The sequence below is a fragment of the Saccharopolyspora sp. NPDC003752 genome (genome assembly GCF_053605825.1).
On the sequence record NZ_JBSGJZ010000026.1, the window covers coordinates 35,458 to 53,664 of the forward strand.

At 68.6% G+C, this 18,207-nt stretch carries 19 protein-coding genes and 1 tRNA gene; 11 read left to right on the top strand and 9 right to left on the bottom strand.

Annotated features, from left to right (window positions below; translation table 11 throughout):
* Nucleotides 1-105 precede the first annotated feature (105 nt).
* The 4 genes from ACWEV3_RS28705 to ACWEV3_RS28720 form a co-directional block, all read right to left on the bottom strand.
* Nucleotides 106-516: an ectoine synthase gene (locus ACWEV3_RS28705; protein ID WP_358567078.1), complete on the bottom strand. Its 411-nt coding sequence runs from the start codon at nt 514-516 to the stop codon at nt 106-108.
* A 109-nt stretch (nt 517-625) separates the two neighbouring features.
* The gene (gene ectB / locus ACWEV3_RS28710; protein WP_452616870.1) at nt 626-1,870 is read right to left on the bottom strand and encodes a diaminobutyrate--2-oxoglutarate transaminase; all 1,245 of its coding nucleotides are present in this window, start codon (nt 1,868-1,870) and stop codon (nt 626-628) included.
* A gap of 80 nt (nt 1,871-1,950) precedes the next feature.
* The gene (gene ectA, locus ACWEV3_RS28715; protein WP_132484584.1) at nt 1,951-2,451 is read right to left on the bottom strand and encodes a diaminobutyrate acetyltransferase; all 501 of its coding nucleotides are present in this window, start codon (nt 2,449-2,451) and stop codon (nt 1,951-1,953) included.
* A gap of 402 nt (nt 2,452-2,853) precedes the next feature.
* The gene (locus ACWEV3_RS28720; RefSeq protein WP_452616871.1) at nt 2,854-3,573 is read right to left on the bottom strand and encodes a S1 family peptidase; all 720 of its coding nucleotides are present in this window, start codon (nt 3,571-3,573) and stop codon (nt 2,854-2,856) included.
* 722 nt (nt 3,574-4,295) lie between these two features.
* On the opposite strand from ACWEV3_RS28720, the gene ACWEV3_RS28725 reads away from it, so the two are divergent.
* Both ACWEV3_RS28725 and ACWEV3_RS28730 read left to right on the top strand, forming a co-directional pair.
* Entirely contained in the window at nt 4,296-4,769 is a 474-nt protein-coding gene (locus ACWEV3_RS28725; RefSeq protein ID WP_358499956.1) for a DUF6247 family protein, read from the top strand.
* Nucleotides 4,766-5,119, top strand: a complete 354-nt coding sequence (locus tag ACWEV3_RS28730; RefSeq protein ID WP_358499958.1) for a hypothetical protein — start codon at nt 4,766-4,768, stop codon at nt 5,117-5,119. The genes ACWEV3_RS28725 and ACWEV3_RS28730 overlap by 4 nt, the downstream gene beginning before the upstream one ends.
* Nucleotides 5,120-5,132: 13 nt before the next feature.
* Here ACWEV3_RS28730 and ACWEV3_RS28735 read toward each other — a convergent pair whose 3' ends face one another.
* Nucleotides 5,133-5,603, bottom strand: a complete 471-nt coding sequence (locus tag ACWEV3_RS28735; RefSeq protein ID WP_452616872.1) for a DUF2127 domain-containing protein — start codon at nt 5,601-5,603, stop codon at nt 5,133-5,135.
* 184 nt (nt 5,604-5,787) lie between these two features.
* Between ACWEV3_RS28735 and ACWEV3_RS28740 the strand changes: the two genes are divergently transcribed.
* A complete protein-coding gene (locus ACWEV3_RS28740) occupies nt 5,788-6,873 on the top strand; it encodes a chitinase (RefSeq protein ID WP_452616873.1) in 1,086 nt (361 codons plus the stop codon).
* Nucleotides 6,874-6,927: 54 nt separating this feature from the next.
* Here ACWEV3_RS28740 and dmpI read toward each other — a convergent pair whose 3' ends face one another.
* Nucleotides 6,928-7,131: a 4-oxalocrotonate tautomerase DmpI gene (dmpI, locus tag ACWEV3_RS28745; RefSeq protein ID WP_452616874.1), complete on the bottom strand. Its 204-nt coding sequence runs from the start codon at nt 7,129-7,131 to the stop codon at nt 6,928-6,930.
* Between the two features lie 146 nt (nt 7,132-7,277).
* Here dmpI and ACWEV3_RS28750 point away from each other — a divergent pair, with 146 nt between their 5' ends.
* Nucleotides 7,278-8,156 carry a LysR family transcriptional regulator gene (locus ACWEV3_RS28750; RefSeq protein ID WP_452616875.1) on the top strand — a complete coding sequence of 293 codons (879 nt, stop codon included), beginning with the start codon at nt 7,278-7,280 and terminating at the stop codon, nt 8,154-8,156.
* An 87-nt stretch (nt 8,157-8,243) separates the two neighbouring features.
* The gene (locus ACWEV3_RS28755) at nt 8,244-9,221 is read left to right on the top strand and encodes an NAD(P)H-quinone oxidoreductase (protein ID WP_452616876.1); all 978 of its coding nucleotides are present in this window, start codon (nt 8,244-8,246) and stop codon (nt 9,219-9,221) included.
* 448 nt (nt 9,222-9,669) lie between these two features.
* Here ACWEV3_RS28755 and ACWEV3_RS28760 read toward each other — a convergent pair whose 3' ends face one another.
* Nucleotides 9,670-9,900, bottom strand: a complete 231-nt coding sequence (locus ACWEV3_RS28760) for a hypothetical protein (RefSeq protein WP_452616877.1) — start codon at nt 9,898-9,900, stop codon at nt 9,670-9,672.
* A complete protein-coding gene (locus tag ACWEV3_RS28765) occupies nt 9,897-10,121 on the bottom strand; it encodes a hypothetical protein (RefSeq protein WP_452616878.1) in 225 nt (74 codons plus the stop codon). Before ACWEV3_RS28765 ends, ACWEV3_RS28760 begins: the two co-directional genes overlap by 4 nt.
* A gap of 188 nt (nt 10,122-10,309) precedes the next feature.
* Between ACWEV3_RS28765 and ACWEV3_RS28770 the strand changes: the two genes are divergently transcribed.
* Nucleotides 10,310-10,849 carry a DUF5753 domain-containing protein gene (locus tag ACWEV3_RS28770; RefSeq protein WP_452616930.1) on the top strand — a complete coding sequence of 180 codons (540 nt, stop codon included), beginning with the start codon at nt 10,310-10,312 and terminating at the stop codon, nt 10,847-10,849.
* Nucleotides 10,850-10,874: 25 nt separating this feature from the next.
* Complete coding sequence (locus ACWEV3_RS28775) at nt 10,875-11,078, top strand: DUF397 domain-containing protein (RefSeq protein WP_452616879.1); 204 nt, start codon at nt 10,875-10,877, stop codon at nt 11,076-11,078.
* Nucleotides 11,079-11,258: 180 nt separating this feature from the next.
* Here ACWEV3_RS28775 and ACWEV3_RS28780 read toward each other — a convergent pair.
* Nucleotides 11,259-11,334 (bottom strand) — tRNA-Thr (locus tag ACWEV3_RS28780).
* 233 nt (nt 11,335-11,567) lie between these two features.
* Between ACWEV3_RS28780 and ACWEV3_RS28785 the strand changes: the two genes are divergently transcribed.
* The 4 genes from ACWEV3_RS28785 (at nt 11,568) to ACWEV3_RS28800 (ending at nt 18,204) form a co-directional block, all read left to right on the top strand.
* Nucleotides 11,568-13,007 (top strand): threonine/serine ThrE exporter family protein, encoded by a 1,440-nt coding sequence (locus tag ACWEV3_RS28785; RefSeq protein ID WP_452616880.1) that lies wholly within the window; start codon nt 11,568-11,570, stop codon nt 13,005-13,007.
* Between the two features lie 144 nt (nt 13,008-13,151).
* On the top strand, nt 13,152-14,591 hold the full coding sequence (locus ACWEV3_RS28790; protein ID WP_452616881.1) for an alpha,alpha-trehalose-phosphate synthase (UDP-forming): 1,440 nt from the start codon (nt 13,152-13,154) through the stop codon (nt 14,589-14,591).
* A gap of 135 nt (nt 14,592-14,726) precedes the next feature.
* On the top strand, nt 14,727-17,276 hold the full coding sequence (otsB, locus tag ACWEV3_RS28795) for a trehalose-phosphatase (RefSeq protein WP_452616882.1): 2,550 nt from the start codon (nt 14,727-14,729) through the stop codon (nt 17,274-17,276).
* A gap of 316 nt (nt 17,277-17,592) precedes the next feature.
* Nucleotides 17,593-18,204, top strand: a complete 612-nt coding sequence (locus ACWEV3_RS28800; RefSeq protein WP_452616883.1) for a DUF4178 domain-containing protein — start codon at nt 17,593-17,595, stop codon at nt 18,202-18,204.
* Nucleotides 18,205-18,207: the final 3 nt, after the last annotated feature.

An 18,207-nucleotide genomic window follows, 5' to 3' on the forward strand; every position in this document is an offset into this window, starting at 1 on the left:
CCCGCAACTCCCCACGTCATCGCGTGGGAAGACCCGTCAACGCACGTGGCGGGCAACCACTTCCGGTTACCCGCCACGTGCGGTTCACAAGCTCGAACAGCGAGTTCAGCCGGCGACCGGCGTCTCGTCGTCCTCCACGACCAGCGGGTACACGCCGTTCTCGTCGTGCACCTCGCGCCCGGTCACCGGCGGGTTGAACACGCACACCGTGCGCATGGTCGTCCGCGGCCGGACCTGGTGCTTGTCGTGGTTGTTCAGCAGGTACAGCGAGCCCGGCTTGAGCTGGTGGACCTCGCCGGTCGCCTTGTCCTCGATCTCGCCCTCACCTTCGGTGATGAAGACCGCCTCGATGTGATTGGCGTACCAGAAGTCGTTCACCGTGCCGGCGTAGAGGGTGGTCTCGTGCACCGAGAAGCCGACCTTCTCCTTGGCCAGCACGATGCGCTTGCTGCGCCAGTTCTCCGTCTTGATGTCGGCGTCGGTTTCCTCGATTTCCGACAGGTGCCGGACGATCACAGTTCCTCCAGTGGATCAACTTGCAGTTCTGCCGCAGCGGCGCGAACGGCCCGTTCACGCCTCTTGACGAGGCGAACGGTCCGTTCGCGCCATGACGCGGCGTGCCGGATCAGGCCAGGACAGACTGGACCGAGTCGCGGATGATCTGAAGACCCTGCTCCAGTTCGTCATCCGAAACGGTCAACGGCGGCATGATCTTGATGACCTCGCTGCTCGGGCCCGAGGTCTCCACCAGCAGTTTGCGGTCGAAGGCCGCCTTGGAGACCTTGCCCGCCACGTCGGTGTCCTCGAAGCCGAGCCCGCGCGCCAGCCCACGGCCCTTGGCCACCGCGCCGTACTTGGCGGCGAGCTCCTCGAGCACCTCGCCGACCCGCTCGCCCTTGGCGATGGTGGACTTCTCCAGCGAGTCGTCGGCCCAGTACTGATTCAGGGCCTCGGTGGCGGTGACGAACGCCGGGTTGTTGCCGCGGAACGTGCCGTTGTGCTCGCCCGGCTCCCAGACGTCGTGCTCCGGCTTGATGAGGGTCAGCGCCAGCGGCAGCCCGTAGCCGCCGATGGACTTGGACAGGCAGACGATGTCCGGCTGGATACCGGCCTCTTCGAAGCTGAAGAACGGACCGGTGCGGCCGCAGCCCATCTGCACGTCGTCGACGATCATCAGCATGCCGTGCTTCTGGCAGAGCTCGTAGAGCCCGCGCAGCCACGCCGGCCGCGACGAGTTGATGCCGCCTTCGCCCTGCAGCGTCTCGACGATCACCGCGGCGGGCTCGTTGAGGCCGCTGCCGCTGTCCTCCAGCATCTTCTCGAAGTACAGGAAGTCCGGGACCTGGCCGTCGAAGTAGTCGTCGTAGGGCATCGGCGTGGCGTGCACCAGCGGGATGCCGGCGCCGCCGCGCTTCATCGAGTTGCCGGTGACCGACAGCGAACCCAGCGTCATGCCGTGGAAGGCGTTGGTGAAGCTGATGATCGATTCCCGGCCGGTGATCTTGCGGACCAGCTTCAGCGCCGACTCCACCGAGTTGGTGCCGGTCGGGCCGGGGAACTGGACCTTGTAGTTCAGCCCGCGCGGTTTGAGCACGTTGTCCTGGAAGGTCTCCAGGAACGCGCGTTTGGCCACAGTGGACTGGTCCAGGCCGTGCGTGACGCCGTCGCGCTCGATGTACTCGATCAGTTTTCGTTTCAGCAACGGGTTGTTGTGCCCGTAGTTGAGCGCGCCGGCACCGGCGAAGAAGTCCAGGTAACCGGTGCCGTCCTCGTCGTAGAGGTAGCTGCCGCCGGCGCGGTCGAAGACCGTCGGCCAGGTGCGGCTGTAGCTGCGTACTTCCGATTCCAGGGTTGCGAAGATGTCGTTCACGATCCTCCGTTCGGCCAGGCAGCGCGTTGTGCGCGCGCCCGGCACTTCAAGAACAAGATTTCGTGCCAGGACGGCGGCCGTCAGGCTCCGGCGGCGGCCGCCGGAACGGGCTCGAAAGGCCCGATGCGGTACAGGTCCTCCCCCAGGTGCGCATCAGGGAACAGGTCGGCGGTGAACAGCTCGCTGCGCTCCAGGCCGGCCGAGCGCTTGCGCGCCAGCGCCGTGAACAGGTTGATCGATGCAGCGTTGTCAGCCGTGATCGTCGTCTCCAGGTACCGCACCCCGCGCGGCAGCACGCGGTCCACCAGGTGGCCGAGGAGTCGGCCCGCCACGCCACCACCGCGCTGGGATGCATCGACGGCGATCTGCCACACGACGAGCGTGTCGGGGGCGTCCGGCCGGATGTAACCGGTCACGAATCCCACGACCGCACCGTCGGTGCGTGCCACCGCGGAGGTCTGCGCGAAGTCCCGGCACCACAACAAATATGCGTAGGACGAGTTCACATCGAGCACTGCCGAATCACGGGTGATTCGGTAGAGCTCAGGGCCGTCCGCGACGACCGGAGTATCGATCTCCAACCGTCCGGCTGAACCGCTGTCGCCATTCCGTTTGTCGATGTTATGGCTCGGTTTGTCGCCGGTCATGCTTTGCCAACTTAACAGAACATCCGTAACGCGTCAGGCTCCCGACGCGATAACTATCCGTCTACCAGGCGAGACGCGATTTTACACGTGAGAAGCACTACACAAACGTTGCAATGCGCTTCGACGCGATGCTACCGATCGTCTCCGGATTGCTAGATCAATCCATTCAGTGCGGCCTTGACCTGCGCAAACGCTGAATTTCACGGCGCCGTCGGGATGCATCAAGAAGAAGTTCTCAGATAGTCCGAAAAACTGCTCGGATCAGGTGAACATCAATGCACGAGCGGTCCGCCCGGGGCCTGCAGGCGCCCGGGCGGACCGCTTCGCGATCTTGATCTACACGCCCGCGATGGACTGGATCCAGTCGCGGTACTCGGTGATGTTGGTGTAGGCCGTGTTGTACTGGCGGTCGCTGGTCGATGCCACGCCCACCTGCACGTTCCCGGAGAACATCGGGCCGCCGGAGTCGCCGCCGGCCGGGATGCCGTCGCCGCGGGTGGCGCACACCGCGGTGCCGCCGCGGTAGTCGCTGCACGCGATGTCGGTCACGTTCACGTCGGCGACCTTGAGGATCTGCGACTGGCAATTGATCTCGGGCTGGTCGGTGCAGGTCGCGCCCCAGCCGTAGGTCTGCACGGTCTGGCCGACCTGGACGTCGCCGGTCGAGCCCAGCGGGGCGTACTCGGTCTGGACCGCGTGGTCGATGTTCACCAGCGCGAGGTCGGCGGAGTCGTGGATGTGGACTCCGCCGGGCTTGGCGTTGGCGCTCTCGCCCTGCGTCTGGTCGACGTTGCCGATGTTGAAGCTGAGGGAGCCGCCGCCGGCGACGCAGTGCTGGGCGGTGAGCACCCACTCCGGGGCGATGATGGTGGCGCTGCAGTTCTCCTGGCCGTTGGCGAACAGCCGCGCCGCCCAGGGAGCGCTGTCCACCTCCCGGCCGTCGATGATCTTGGTGGAGACGTCCGACGGCGGGGTCTCCGCTTGGGCCGGGGCGGCGAAGGCGGCGACGGCCAACACGGCTCCGGCGAGTCCGGCGAGGTTTCGGGCGAGCGACACGCTGATCTCCTTCGGTTCACGAGGGCACAGCTGGTTCGAACCGAGAGGAGACTCTTCACTCGATCGAGTGAAGATGTCCATCGCTTGGGCACAATTCGCCAATTGCTGGTGAAAGATCGAAATTGATCAAGATGTCCGGAGGTCGCAGAAGTCGATCCGCCGTCGCGAATTCCCGTATTTCGCGGATCTGCGAAACGCGATCGAGATCGGTTCTTTTTCGCCGGAGCGGGTCGGGCTCGCGGGGCCCGGAGCCGGGCGGGCGCTGCCGAACCGCGCATGATCGCATCCGGGCGGTGGGCTCGCGAGTTGAAGTGATTGCCCGCGCAATGGGACATGTTCGCTGGTCAGCGATGTCCTATTAGGACACCTTCTGCCCGATCGGAAACGTTGCACAGGCGGCAGCCGCTGCCGTGATCGCGGCAGTTGCTCGGGCGGCGGTGACGGCGGATCGACGTCGAACCCGCACCGCCTTGCGCCCATCGGCTCGCCGGCGGGTCCGCTGGGCATCGCCGGTGCTGCGCTACTGCTGGCCGGGATCCTGCTGCTCCTGGTGCTGCGCAAGCGCCGGGCCACGAGCACGATGATCACCACGTCCAGCGCCGCGAACAGCTGCAGCACCACTGACCTGCTGTGCAGCGCCGTCCGGACTGGGCTCGGCCCCGACGCTCGTCGTTCTCCTCCTGCGTTTGCCGCGCTGCGGACTTTCAAGGTAGTTTGAAAGTATGTCGAGCATCGCTGCGGAGACTCCGTTCTCGGAGCTCATCAACCATCCGAAGGCCACGGTCGCGAAGCTTTCATCGGCCCGTGAGCTGCTGTTACGCCGTCGCGATGCCGACGATCTCGTGCTGACCACCGCCACCCGCGCCGAGCAGGAAAGCGAGATGGTCTCGGCGACCACGCGGATCTTCATCGCCATGATGCGGCACGACGGCGCCGCCCTGTCGCTGCTGGTCGACGTCGTTCCGGAAGCATTCCCCTGGGTCAAGTTCCTTCCTGCGGAAGACGTGCGGGCCTTCGTGGTGGAACTGGTGGAAACGCTTCGCGCGGCGGATGCTGTCGACAACCCTGCCCCGGTGGTCAACGTAATCGCGGCGTGGCGGCACACTGCCGAGGTTTATGCAGACCCCGAGTTGTACGCGCAGTTGACTGCCGGGATCACCGACCACGGCCTGGCGACGGAACCTACGAGGACATGACCACGAAGCGAAAGCAGCGGGTCGCGCCGCCTGCCGGTCCTGATCACTGGGAAGTGCGGTGTGGCAGCAACGATGCCGGAAAAGGGTGGGACGAGTTGTGTCAACAGGCTCCCGGGAACACTCGGCGGGCCTGGGAGCAGATGAGCGCCGACCCGGCACCGGCAGTCGAAACACCGCGGCAGCACAGGCTTCGCGGCTCGCTCGGAAGCGGCGCGTTCGAAGGTCGAATGCTGCCCAGGTGGCAGATAGAAGTAACCGGCGGCGGTCGGATCTGGTATCTCGTCGACGCGCAGCAACGCACGGTATGGATCGTCGTCGCAGGAAACGCCCACCCCAAAGCCACCGAGTGAGCCGCTCGATCCGCTACCGGCGGCGCAATTCGAGGTATTCGCGGAGCACGAGCACGATGATCGCCACGTCCAGCGCCGCGAACAGCGGCAGCACCACCGACTTCGTCTGCACCGCGCGCAGCACCTCGAAGACGACGAACAGGCCCAGCGCCGCCATCGCCACCGGGTACAGCGGCATGATCTTGCGGAGCAGGCCGATCACCAGGCCGATCTTGATGACGCCGTGGGCGATCAGGTAGGTGATCACGAACGCCCGGTTGCCGCCGGCGAAGTGCTGCAGGGCCTCTTCGAAGTGCCCGGCCAGCGGCCCGGTCGGCGGGCCCAGCAGGTCCCGCGTGACGACGGCGTGGGCGAGCCGCGTGATGGTGCTGGGGGACAAGAAGATCAGCAGTACACCGGCGATCAGCTGCACGGCGCCGTCCAGGCCCTTGAGCAGCACGGCGATGCGGAAGAGCTTGTCGGTCAACGTGGTTCGGGTGCCCATGGCGCCATCATTGCGGCCCCGGGCCGGGCCCGGCGATCTCGCGCGACTTTCGGTCAAATTGGTAAATACCACTTTTTCCGAAATCTTGTTTCCGGACGCGAAATTTGTCATAAAAGTTCCTGATGACGATCGGCTGAACACCGGACCAATTGCGGAATTGGTCCTGTCGCGAAGGGATTCGGGAATGAGCGGTCGGACGAAACGTCTGCTGAGAACCGGGCTGGTGGCGGCGTTCGTCGCCGCGCTGTCGATCCCGCAGGTCGCGGCAGGGACCGAGGCGCAGCCGGTGGCGAACGCCGCGAACCCGGCGGCCGAGACGTGCCCGGTGAAGTCGAAGCCCGCGGGCAAGGTGCTGCACGGCTACTGGGAGAACTGGGACGGCGCGGCCAACGGCGTGCACCCGCCGTTCGGCTGGACGCCGATCACCGACCCGGCCATCCGCGAGCACGGCTACAACGTGATCAACGCGGCGTTCCCGGTCATCCGCTCGGACGGCACCGTCCTGTGGGAAGACGGGATGGACAGCACGGTGAAGGTGGCCACGCCCGCCGAGATGTGCGAGGCCAAGGCGAACGGGCTGACGATCCTGATGTCGATCGGCGGCGCCACGGCGGGCATCGACCTGTCATCCAGCGCCGTCGCCGACCGGTTCGTCGAGACGGTGGTCCCGATCCTGCAGAAGTACAACTTCGACGGCATCGACATCGACATCGAGACCGGCCTCAGCGGCAGCGGCAACATCAACGAGCTCTCGCCCTCGCAGGCCAACCTGATCCGCATCATCGACGGCGTGCTCGCCAAGATGCCCGCCAACTTCGGCCTGACGATGGCGCCGGAGACCGCGTACGTCACCGGCGGCAGCGTGACCTACGGGTCGATCTGGGGCGCGTACCTGCCGATCGTGAAGAAGTACGCGGACAACGGCCGGCTGTGGTGGCTGAACATGCAGTACTACAACGGCAGCATGTACGGCTGCTCCGGCGATTCGTACCAGGCGGGCACGGTCGAGGGCTTCGTGGTGCAGACGGACTGCCTGAACAACGGCCTGGTCATCCAGGGCACCACGATCAAGGTGCCCTACGACAAGCAGGTTCCCGGCCTGCCCGCCCAGCCGGGCGCGGGCGGCGGCTACATGCCGCCGAACCTGGTGGCCCAGGCGTGGAACAACTACAACGGCGGCCTGAAGGGCCTGATGACCTGGTCGATCAACTGGGACGGCTCGAAGTCCTGGACCTTCGGCAACAACGTCAAGGCCCTGCAGGGCCGCTGATCCGGGGTCGTGAGTGCGACAGCCCGCTGTCGCACTCACGACGGCGCATCCCGCTTACCTGTCCGCGGTCAGCGTCCCGGCCTTGCCCCAGCTCTCGCCGGGCACTTCGTGGATCCACACCTGCACGGATTCCGCAGGCACCGCATAGGCTTCGACGAACGCATCGGTGATCTTCTCGACCAGCTCGCGCTTCGCCTCGGTTGCGCGCGGCCCCTGCTGCACGGTCACGATCGGCATCGCAGTTCTCCTCCTGTCCAAGGCTTTCCGGCCTGACAGAAGTCCACATCAGAGGTCCGGATCGACCAAGGAGCAGTCCGTGCTCGCTGCGATCAGGAATCGTGATCGCGGATACACATCGGCAGTGCGCCGGGTGGCGCCCGGGCCGCGCCGGTGACACTGCGGTGGTGGAACTTCGCCAACTCCGGTACTTCGTGACGGTCGCCGAGGAGCTGCACTTCGGACGGGCCGCGCAGCGGCTGCACATCGTGCAAGCCGCGGTGAGCCAGCAAGTGCGGAGGCTGGAGCGGGAGCTCGGCGTGGAGTTGTTCGACCGTTCGCCACGGGTGGTGCGGCTGACCCCGGCCGGTCAGCTGTTCCTACCCGAGGCGCGTGCGGTGCTGGCCGCCGAGAGCAAGGCGCGCGCCAGGATCGCCGACTTCGCCGCCTCGCGGTCCACCGAGCTGCGGCTGGGCACCAGCAACGGGCTCGGCGAGCACCTGGACCGCGTGCTGGACGAGCTGACCAGGCTGCTGCCGCAGGTCAGCGTCGTGCTGGTGTCGGCACCCACCCAGGCGCGCCTGGACCAGGTGCGCGCACGCGAGCTGGACGCCACGTTCGTCCGGGGCGTCACCGACAGCCCCGAACTGCGGTTGATCCCGCTGTGGCAGGACCGGCTCACCGTCGCGTTGCCGGTCGATCACCCGCTCGCTGAGGCGCCGGTGGTCGAGCTCGCCGATCTGGCGAGCATGCCGTTGCGGCTGGCCGACCGCGCGCGCAACGCGCCGCTGCACGACCTGATGATGTCGTCCTGCCGAGCAGCCGGCTTCGATCCCGTGTTCGGCCCGCCGGCCACCACCATGCAGGACACGCTGGCCATCGTGGGAAGCAGCGCCGACACCTGGACGGTGCTGTACGAGTCGCAGGCCAGCCGGTTGGTCACGCCTCGGGTGGCGCTAAGGCCGACGGCGACACCGATCAACATGACCACCCTGCTCGCGGTCTCCAAGACCTACCCGCCGCAGTGCCTGGACGAACTGCTGCGGGCCTGCGATCACGATTCGTGAACGCAGCGGACGCGGACTGCTCCTTGGTCGGGGCGGGCTTTCCGGATGAACTGAAACCCGCCGAGAGACGTCGACGCAGGAGAGGTCATGCGTGCGATCACGATTCGCGAACCAGGCGGACCCGAGGTCCTGGACTGGACCGAGGTACCCGATCCGCGACCGGGGTCAGGTGAGGTGGTCGTCCGCGTCGCGGCCGGCGCGGTGAACCGGGCGGATGTGCTGCAACGACAAGGGCTGTACCCGCCGCCGCCCGGAGCGAGCGAGATCCTCGGCCTCGAATGCTCGGGCACCATTGCGGTGCTGGGCGAGGGCGTTGACGGATGGCGGGTCGGCGACGAGGTGTGCGCGCTGCTCTCCGGTGGCGGGTACGCGGAGCAGGTCGTGGTGCCCGCCGCTCAGCTGCTCCCCGTGCCGGAAGGTGTCGGTCTGGTCGCCGCCGCAGCGCTGCCCGAGGTGGCCTGCACGGTGTGGTCCACCGTTGTCATGGGTGCCGGTCTCCGGGCTGGTGAGGTGCTCCTTGTGCATGGCGGCGCGGGCGGCATCGGCACCCACGCGATCCAGGTCGGCAAGGCACTCGGCGCGACCGTGGCGGTCACCGCGGGCTCGGCTGAACGGCTCGACCAGTGCCGGCGGCTCGGGGCGGACATCGCGATCGACTACCGGGAGCAGGACTTCGTCGGCGAGCTGGTGGAGGAGACCGGTGGGGCGGACGTGATCCTGGACAACATGGGGGCGTCCTATTTGGACCGCAACCTCGATGCCCTGGCGACGGGCGGCCGGCTGGTGATCATCGGCTTCCAGGGCGGCCTCACCGGAGAGCTGGCCATCGGCAAGCTGATGGCCAAGCGCGCGAGCATCGCCTCCACCGCGCTGCGACCCCAGCCGGCATCCGACAAGGGACGCATCGCGGCAGCGGTGCGCGAGAGCCTGTGGCCCCTGGTGGAACGCGGTTCCGTGCGGCCGGTCGTCGGCCGGACGGTCCCGCTCGCCGAGGCGGCCGACGCGCACCGCGCGATGGAAGCGGGCGGGATCTTCGGCAAGATCCTGCTGACGCACCGCCCTTGACGCCAACCGGGTCGCCGGGGCGGTGAAGTGCCCTGGCTGGCGGCGCAGCGCATGGCCGGGTGGCCGGTCGGCGCGGGGCCTGCGCCGACCGGCCGTCCGCTCCGATGCCTCGGGGTCGGGGAGGCGGCATCGGGCGGAGTCGTGGGGTCACGCCGTTCGGCGGTGGGGTTCGCCTTGTGGCGCAACCAGGTCCGGAGCTGGGCTGTCACGTCGGCCTCGTCCGCCCAGTCGTGACCTATGTGGACGGTGTCGATCAGGTGGGCGTCGCCGGGGGAGCTGCCGATGTCGCCGCGCGGGACGGTGAAGTAGCCCGCGCCGCGGCCCCAGCGGATGGTGTAGGCCTCGGTGGGCGAGAGCCGTTCGACGCGCCAAGCCATCGGCAGGAACCGATTCGGCTTGGTGTGCTTCATCCGGACCACGCGCGGTGGCTTGGAATTCGCGGCCATGGCTACACCGCCACCCGGAACAGGCCCGGATCGCGGAGTGCGTGCCTGCCGTAGCAATCCGTTGACACCTGGTCGTCCTCGACGCGCGCGATGAGGTGCTCGACGGTCAGCGCGCCGTCGCCGGAGCCGGAGTGCTGGCCGGTCGGCTCGCGCCCGTTCAGTCGGCACAGTGCGATGACCAGCACGGCGAGGCCGGGCACGTATCCCGCGAAGAACCACAGCAGCCAGGTCATCCCAGTCCTCCGTTCCGAAGCAGCTCATCGCCGGGCAGCCACAGCGACCGCGCCAAGCCCGGCGCGCCGGGCGAACCGTGCGGCGGAAGGTCGAGCAGCGCGCGGACGGCATCGGCGACTGGCCCGTACCGGTGCCAAACCGCTTGCGGGGAGCCGGTTCCCAGGTCCTCGACGCGGAACCGCGCCGCGAGCGCATCGTCGGCCGAACTCGCCCGGAACATGTCCATCGCCCCGTGCGCGATCCGAAGTCCTTGCAGGACAAGGACATTGTCGAACCGAGGAAGGTGCAAGAACCGAAACCCGGCCAGAACGCTCGCCCGCAACGCATCCAGATGCGGAACCAGCCAGGGATCGGGCTTCATGTCGTTCGCAATCAAGGCACGAGTGCCCCCGGGTGTCGTGAGTGGCAATGGTCGCTCAGGCGACCATTGCCACTCACGACCCCCATCAGCTCTCCGAGGGCTACATGCGGGCGATGTTCACCGAGGGCGGCCCGCGAGTTTTCGATCAGTCGATCGACAACGCCATCCGGGCGCGGCTGGAACGGCAGAAGATCGTCGATCGCTCGTCGGCACCCGAGATCGGGTTCGTGATGTCGGAGTCGTGCGTGCTTCGGCAGGTAGGGGACGCCAAGGTCATGCGCGAGCAGCTGATCCACCTCGCGGAGGTGGCCACGTTGGCCAACGTTCAGCTGCAGATCCTGCCGTTCAAGGCCCGCACTTACCCGCCTGCTTGCACCTATCCGTTCACGACATTCCGCATTCCGTCACCGGGCAAGGCTGGGCCGCTGGAGTTCGTGTATCTGGAGGACTTTCACGACGGCAGGTATCTCGACGAGGAGGACGACGTCGAGACGTACAGTCACTTGTGGGCACGGCTCACAGGGGCAGCACTCGATCCGGTGGCCTCTCGTGACTACTTGCTCCGCGAAGCGGACAACTATCTGTGATCAATCGTCATCCAGGAGGGTCAGCATGAACGCGAGCGCGTTCACCAACTGGCACAAGTCGACTCGGAGCAGCGGAAATCCGCAGCAGTGCGTCGAGGTTGGCGCTGCGCCCGGCGCTCGCGGCGTTCGGGACTCGAAGCTCGGCGAGTCGAGTCCTGTCCTGGCGTTCAGCCGCGACGCCTTCGCAGCTTTCCTCGGCAAGGTCAAGGCTGGTGGTTTTCGCAGGTAGGTGGCCGTGAGTGGTTTGGGGCGCTATGGCACCCCAAAGCGCTCACGGGACATCAGCTGCCGAAACTTCAGCTCCGGCCGTTCAACGAATGCGCCCCGCTCGGCCGATGCCGGGCGGGGCGTTTTTGTGCTGCAATCGACAGATCGTCTGATTTCGTCAAAAGCGCAGGTCAGGTACCTTTGGAGCCGCTGAGGGGACTCGAACCCCTGACCGTCCGCTTACAAGGCGGGCGCTCTACCAACTGAGCTACAGCGGCATGCACTTCCGTCGTGCGGGGACATCGTATGCGTCCATCCGCCCGGGGTGGAAAGCGGCCGCGCGACCGGCGCCGGGCGGTGGCTTCCGGTGGGGTCGACGACTGGCCGGAAATCAGTGATGGACGACACAGATTGTGAGTGCAACGGTCGGCTCATGACAGGCGATGCCCGAGGGGAAGATCAGGCACGGCGGCCCGCTCGCAAGGCGGCCCGGCAGGAAGGAAGACCAGCAGTGGGAATCACGCACCGCGCCCGCGGTGTGCTGCGGCGGCGCGACCCGGAACTGACCATGCCGCCCGGGACTCGCAACGTCGTCTACGGGCCGGCTCTGCCCGACGAGTCCACCGTCCACCTCGTGCTCGACCTCGGGCTGCGCATCGGCGAGGTGCAGATGGCAAGCGGGGCCGGCGCCTCGGATGTGACCGCGACGATCATCGCCGTCGTCAGCGCCTACGGTCTGCCGCACACCGAGGTCGACGTCATCTACACGTCGATCACGGTGTCCACCTACCGAGGCACCGACCTGCCGCCGATCACCTCGCTGCGAGTGGTCCGCAACCGCTCCCTGGACTACACGCGCCTCGCCGACGTCGAGGCGCTGCTGCGGCGGATCACGGCCAACGAGCTGACCGCCGCCGAGGCCTACGCCGAGCTGGACCGGATCACCACTGCTCCGCACCCGTTCCCCCGCTGGGTCGCCACGTTGTCCTGGGCCGGCATGGCCGCGTCGCTGGCCGTGCTGCTCGGCGGCGGCTCCACCCCGCTGCTGCCGCTGGTCGCCGCCGGGTCGACCGCGCTGGTGGATCGCGTCGGGCGGTTGCTGAACAAGCGCGCGCTGCCGTTCTTCTTCCAACAGGCCGTCGGCGGGGCGATCGCCACCGCGGTCGCGCTGGGTTGCTACGCCACCGGCATGCTCGACAACGCCGCACTGGCGATCGCGGCGAGCATCATCGTGTTGTTGTCCGGTATGACCGTGGTCGGTTCCATGCAGGACGCCATCACCGGATACAACGTCACCGCCGCAGGCCGGATCGCCGAGCTGGCCCTGATGTCCGCCGGGCTGATCGCCGGCGTCGTGCTCTCGCTGTACATCGGCGTGCGCATCGGCGGCGAGTCCGTCGGCAGCCTGGACGCGCAGAGCCTCGGGCGCGCCGAAGTGCTGGCACCGGCCCTGCACCTGCCCGTGCAGATGCTCGCCGGTGCGTCCACGTCGGCATGCTTCGCGCTCGCCAGCTACGCGCCGCCGCGGCCGCTGCTCGCGGCCGGGATCGGCGGTGGCGTGGCCGCAGCGGTGCACTCGCTGCTGACGCTGGTCGACGTGCACACCGTGCTGGCCGGGGCCGTGGCGACGACCGTGGTCGGTTTCATCGGCGGGATCATCGCGCGGCGGCTGCGGATCCCCGCGCTGGTGATCGCCGTTTCCGGCGTCGCGCCGCTGCTGCCCGGATTCGCGACCTACCGCGGCCTGTACGAGCTGTCCGTGCTGGGCAGCCCGACCGGCGTCGCCACGCTGATGCTCGCCGTCGCCACCGGGCTCGCGCTCGGCGCCGGCGTGGTGCTCGGCGAATATCTCGCGCAGCCGGTCCGCTCCCGGCTCGGTAGGTTGGAACGCCGGTTCGCCGGGCCGCGGATGTCCGGCCCGCTGCGCCCCGCCAAGCGCCGGATCGACTGATCGGTTGCGGGTCTTCCGGCGGCGTTCCGACGGGCCGGACGACCCACGGGCAGGCGGGCTCGGTTTGCACCACACGCAGCACGCAGCGGCAGGTTGGATTGGCTAGCCTCGCGACAGGTGGCCGATACGGCGGGAGGAAAACCGGTGAGCAAGGGCAGCACGCCCGATCGAGCGGACTTCGTCGTGGTCGCGAACCGGCTGCCGGTGGATCTGGAACGCCTCGACGACGGCACGGAACGCTGGCGGCACAGCCCCGGCGGGCTGGTCACCGCGCTGGAGCCGTTCCTGCGCGCCCGGCGCGGCGCGTGGGTCGGCTGGCCCGGCGTCGCCGACATCGAGGTCGAACCGTTCAGCGACGACGGCCTGCAGCTGCACCCGGTGCCGCTGTCGGCGGACGAATTCGCCGAGTACTACGAGGGGTTCTCCAACGCCACGCTGTGGCCGCTGTACCACGACGTGGTCGTGCCGCCGGTGTACAACCGCGCCTGGTGGAACTCCTACCGGCGGGTCAACAAGCGGTTCGCGGAGGCCGCAGCCGCGGTCAGCGCCGAAGGCGCGACGGTGTGGGTGCAGGACTACCAGCTGCAGCTGGTCCCGGCGATGCTCCGGGAGCTCCGGCCCGACCTGCGCATCGGGTTCTTCCTGCACATCCCGTTCCCGCCGGTCGAGCTGTTCATGCAGCTGCCGTGGCGCACCGAGATCGTGCGCGGGCTGCTCGGCGCCGACCTGGTCGGCTTCCACCGGCCTGGCGGCGCGCAGAACTTCCTGTGGCTGGCCCGCCGGCTGGCCGGCTTCGAACCCAGCCGCGGCCAGGTCGGCGTCCGCTCCCGGCCCGGCGTCGTGCAGGTCGGCGACCGAACCGTGAGCGTCGGCGCGTTCCCGATCTCCATCGCCGCCGCCGGGCTCGACAAGCTGGCGCGCACCAAGGAGATCCAGCAGCGCGTGAAGACGCTGCGCGCCGAGCTCGGCAACCCGAAGAAGATCATGCTCGGCGTCGACCGCCTCGACTACACCAAGGGCATCGACGTGCGGCTGCACGCGATGCACGAGCTGCTCGCCGAAGGCCACATCAAGGCCGAGGACGTGACGATGATCCAGATCGCCACGCCCAGCCGGGAACGCGTCGAGCACTACAAGCAGATGCGCGAGGACATCGAGCGCGAGGTCGGACGGATCAACGGCGAGTTCGGCCGCGTCGGCCACCCGGCCGTGCACTACCTGCACACCTCGGTGGACCGCAGGGACCTGGTGACCTTCTACTGCGCCGCCGACGTCATGGTCGTGACGCCGGTGCGAGACGGCATGAACCTGGTGTGCAAGGAGTACGTGGCCTGCCGCCACGACCTCGGCGGCGCGCTGGTGCTGAGCGAATTCGCCGGGGCTGCGGCGGAACTCACGAGCGCGTTCCTGGTGAACCCGCATAACCTGGACGGGGTCAAGGACGCGTTGCTCGCGGCCCTCGACATCGACGAGGCCGAAGGACGCCGTAGGATGCGCGCACTGCGTAGGCAGGTGCTCACGCACGATGTCGACCGCTGGGCGCGGTCGTTCCTCGAAGCGTTGGGCGCACCGCTCGTGGAGTAGCCGCGAGTAACCGGTCCACAACACGGACGGTCCGGCCTCAGCGATACTTGTTCGAACCGCTCGCCGTCGACGGTCACCACCGTGGCGCGAACGGGATCGATCCACAAACGACTTGACCGCGCCCCCCTGAGGAGTATGGCGTTGACCGCCGAAGCCCTTCCTGCCGAGCTGCGACGCGTGATCGTGCAGCTCGCGCGGACGCCTCGACTTCTGGTCGCCTGCGACTACGACGGCACCCTCGCCCCCATCGTGGCGGACCCCACCCAGGCCAAACCGCTGCCCGAATCGGTGCACGCCCTGCGGTCGCTGGCCGCGCTGCCGGCGACCACCACGGCGGTGATCTCCGGCCGCGCGCTGCGCGACCTCGCCACCCTGTCCCGGCTGCCCGCCGAGGTCTACCTCGTCGGCAGCCACGGCTCGGAGTTCGACGTCGGGTTCGTGCACGAACTCGAACCCGAAGCCACCCAGCTGCGCACGGAGCTGCAGATCGCCCTGCAGGACATCGTGCGCGGCAAACCCGGCGTCACGCTGGAGAACAAACCCGCCAGCGTCGCGGTGCACGTCCGGCGTGCCGAAGCCGAGGTGGCCGAGGAGGTGCTGGACACCGTCCGCACCGGCCCGGCGGCCTGGGAAGGCGTGCAGGTCACCGAGGGCAAGGCGGTCATCGAGCTGGCCGTGGTGCAGACCGACAAGGGCAACGCGCTCGACGCGCTGCGCCACCAGGTCGGCGCCACCGCGGCCATCTTCCTCGGCGACGACGTCACCGACGAGAAGGCCTTCGCCCGGCTGCACGGCCCGGACCTGGGCATCAAGGTCGGCGACGGGGACACGCTGGCGGCCTACCGGATCGACAGCACCACCGAGGTCGCGACCGTGCTGGCGTTCCTGATGGAGGAACGGCGCACCTGGCTCTACGGCGAGCAGGCCCCGCCGATCGAGCGGCTGACGATGCTGTCCAACGAGCGCACCGTCGCCCTGGTCACCCCCGACGCGCGGCTGACCTGGATGTGCCACCCCGGCCCCGACTCGGCCGCGGTGTTCGCCGACCTGCTCGGCGGACCCGGCGCCGGGCACTTCACGGTCCGCCCGCAGGGCGGCAACGGCGCCCAGCGCAGCCCGCTGCCGCTGGGCCAGCGGTACGTGCCGAACACCATGATCGTGGAGACCCGCTGGTCGCGGCTGCTGGTCACGGACTACCTCGCGCACGGCACCGACAGCCACCGCACCGACCTGGTGCGGGTGATCAGCGGCGGCGTGCCGGCGGCGGTGGAGTTCGCGCCGCGCCCCGAGTTCGGGCAGGTGCCGGTGCGGCTGACCGCCGAGGCCGGCGGGCTGCGGGTGCAGGGCACGGCCGAGCCGATGGTGCTGTACTCGCCGGGCGTGCAGTGGGAGATCACCTCCGACGGCATGCACGAATCCGCGCACGCGGTCGTCGACCCGCGCGAGGACAACCCGGTCGTGCTGGAGCTGCGCTGCGGCACCGACGACCTGTCGTCGGCGGACACCGAGGCCGAGCGCCGCGACGTCGCCGACCGGTACTGGTCGGAGTGGATGAAGACGCTGTCGCTGCCCGACGTGGAGCGCGACCTGGTCGCCCGCTCCGCGCTGACGCTGCGCGGGCTGTGCAACACCGACACCGGCGGGATCATGGCGGCCGCCACCACCTCGCTGCCGGAGGAGATCGGCGGCGTCCGCAACTGGGACTACCGGTACTGCTGGCTGCGCGACGGCGCGATGACCGCGCAGGCGCTGGTCACGCTCGGCTCCACCGGCGAGGCCGAGGCGTTCCTGAACTGGCTGCACCGGGTGCTGGAGACGCTGCCCGGACCGGAGCGGCTGCACCCGCTGTACACGCTGCAGGGCACCGGGCTCGGCCCGGAGGCCGTGATCGACAGCCTGCCCGGCTACGCCGGATCGCGGCCGGTCCGCGTCGGCAACCTCGCCGACCAGCAGGTGCAGCTGGACGTGTTCGGGCCCGTGGTGGAGCTGATCGCGCACCTCGCGCAGGCCACCGGCCGGATCCGGGACGTGGACTGGGACCTGGTGAAGGCGATGGCCGAGGCCGTCTCGCACCGCTGGTTCGAGCCCGACCACGGCATCTGGGAAGAGCGCGACGTGCCGCGCCACCACGTGTACTCCAAGGTCATGTGCTGGGTGACGCTGGACCGCGCGGTGAAGCTGGCGACCGCGTACGGCCGCGAGGCCGACCCGTCGTGGGCGCCGCTGCGCGACCAGATCGGCCAGGACGTGGTCAAGAACGGCTGGCACCCGGACGTGCAGGCGTTCACCACCGCCTACGAGGGCTCGGACCTGGACGCGGCGTCGCTGCACGTCGGGCTGTCCGGGCTGATCGACCCGTCCGACGAGCGGTTCCAGGCCACCGTCACGGCGATCGAGGCGGAGCTGCGCAGCGGGTCCACCGTGTACCGCTACCGCCGCGACGACGGGCTGCCCGGCGACGAGGGCGGCTTCCACCTGTGCGCGGCCTGGCTGATCGAGGCGTACCTGCTGATCGGCCGCCGCACCGAGGCGGAGGAGCTGTTCCAGCAGATCGTCGACACGGCCGGTCCGACGGGGCTGCTGTCGGAGGAGTACGACCCGATCGCGGAGCGCTCCCTGGGCAACCACCCGCAGGCGTACTCCCACCTGGGCCTGATCCGCTGCGCCCAGCTGCTGTCCGCATAGTTCTGCGAGGAGAGGCGAACGGCCTGTTCGCCACGCTCTACGGCGCAAACGGTCCGTTCACTTCCGCCTGGCGGGCGAGGTGAACGGGCCGTTCGCTTTGTTCGGTGGGGCGAATGGCCTGTTCGCCTCGTTCTGCGGCGCAAACGGTCCGTTCGCTTCCGCCTGCCGGGTGGGGTGAGCGGACCGTTCGCCACTCAGCGCGTCAATTGGTCCGTTTAACGTTCAACTGGTCACGATTTGGGCGATTGATGTCATCCCGTCGGGGGCGGGCTAATACGCTCTGTGCCGGACGCTCGCACGAGGGGAAGGCGGACGGGTGAACGGACTGACCGCAACGCTGATCGTCGTGATCATCGTGCTGATCGTCGTCGCGGTGTTCGCCGTGATCATGGGGGTGCGGGCCAAGCGCTCCGCCGCGAAACCGGAAACCCGGCCCGCCGATCCGTTCCACACCGGTGACCAGGACTCGCTGCGCGGCGACCCGCGGGCGCTGAAGGCCGGCGACATCGTCGAGGTGCGCGGCAGCACCTACACCGTCCGCGGCACCCTCCGGCTCGACGAAGGCGGCTGGACCTGGGCGGAGCACCTGCTCGACGACGCCAAGGGCGGGCAGGTGTGGCTGGCCGTGGAAGAGGACCCGGACCTGATCCTCTCGCTGTGGACGCCCGTCGCCGACGCCGGCGAGCCCGGCCCGAAGACGATCGACTTCGGCGGCCGCACCTACCACTCCGAGGAATCCGGCAGCGCCGAGTTCCGCAGCGAGGCCACCACCGGCCTGGCCGAGCGGGGCACCGTGCGCTACCACGACTACGAGGCCTCGGACGGATCGATGCTGGGCTTCGAGTCCTACGGCGGCGCCGACTGGGAAGCCAGCAGCGGCGAAGCGCTAAGCCGCTACGACGTGCTCATCTACCCGACGGCGGACTGACCG

Coding starts and splice junctions, on each gene's coding strand:
- ACWEV3_RS28725 (WP_358499956.1), top strand. CDS start 4,296: ATGTCGAGCATCGCTGCGGAGACTCCGTTCTCGGAGCTCATCAACCAT.
- ACWEV3_RS28730 (WP_358499958.1), top strand. CDS start 4,766: ATGACCACGAAGCGAAAGCAGCGGGTCGCGCCGCCTGCCGGTCCTGAT.
- ACWEV3_RS28735 (WP_452616872.1), bottom strand. CDS start 5,603: ATGGGCACCCGAACCACGTTGACCGACAAGCTCTTCCGCATCGCCGTG.
- ACWEV3_RS28740 (WP_452616873.1), top strand. CDS start 5,788: ATGAGCGGTCGGACGAAACGTCTGCTGAGAACCGGGCTGGTGGCGGCG.
- ACWEV3_RS28755 (WP_452616876.1), top strand. CDS start 8,244: ATGCGTGCGATCACGATTCGCGAACCAGGCGGACCCGAGGTCCTGGAC.
- ACWEV3_RS28760 (WP_452616877.1), bottom strand. CDS start 9,900: ATGACCTGGCTGCTGTGGTTCTTCGCGGGATACGTGCCCGGCCTCGCC.
- ACWEV3_RS28765 (WP_452616878.1), bottom strand. CDS start 10,121: ATGTTCCGGGCGAGTTCGGCCGACGATGCGCTCGCGGCGCGGTTCCGC.
- ACWEV3_RS28770 (WP_452616930.1), top strand. CDS start 10,310: ATGGTCGCTCAGGCGACCATTGCCACTCACGACCCCCATCAGCTCTCC.
- ACWEV3_RS28775 (WP_452616879.1), top strand. CDS start 10,875: ATGAACGCGAGCGCGTTCACCAACTGGCACAAGTCGACTCGGAGCAGC.
- otsB (WP_452616882.1), top strand. CDS start 14,727: ATGGCGTTGACCGCCGAAGCCCTTCCTGCCGAGCTGCGACGCGTGATC.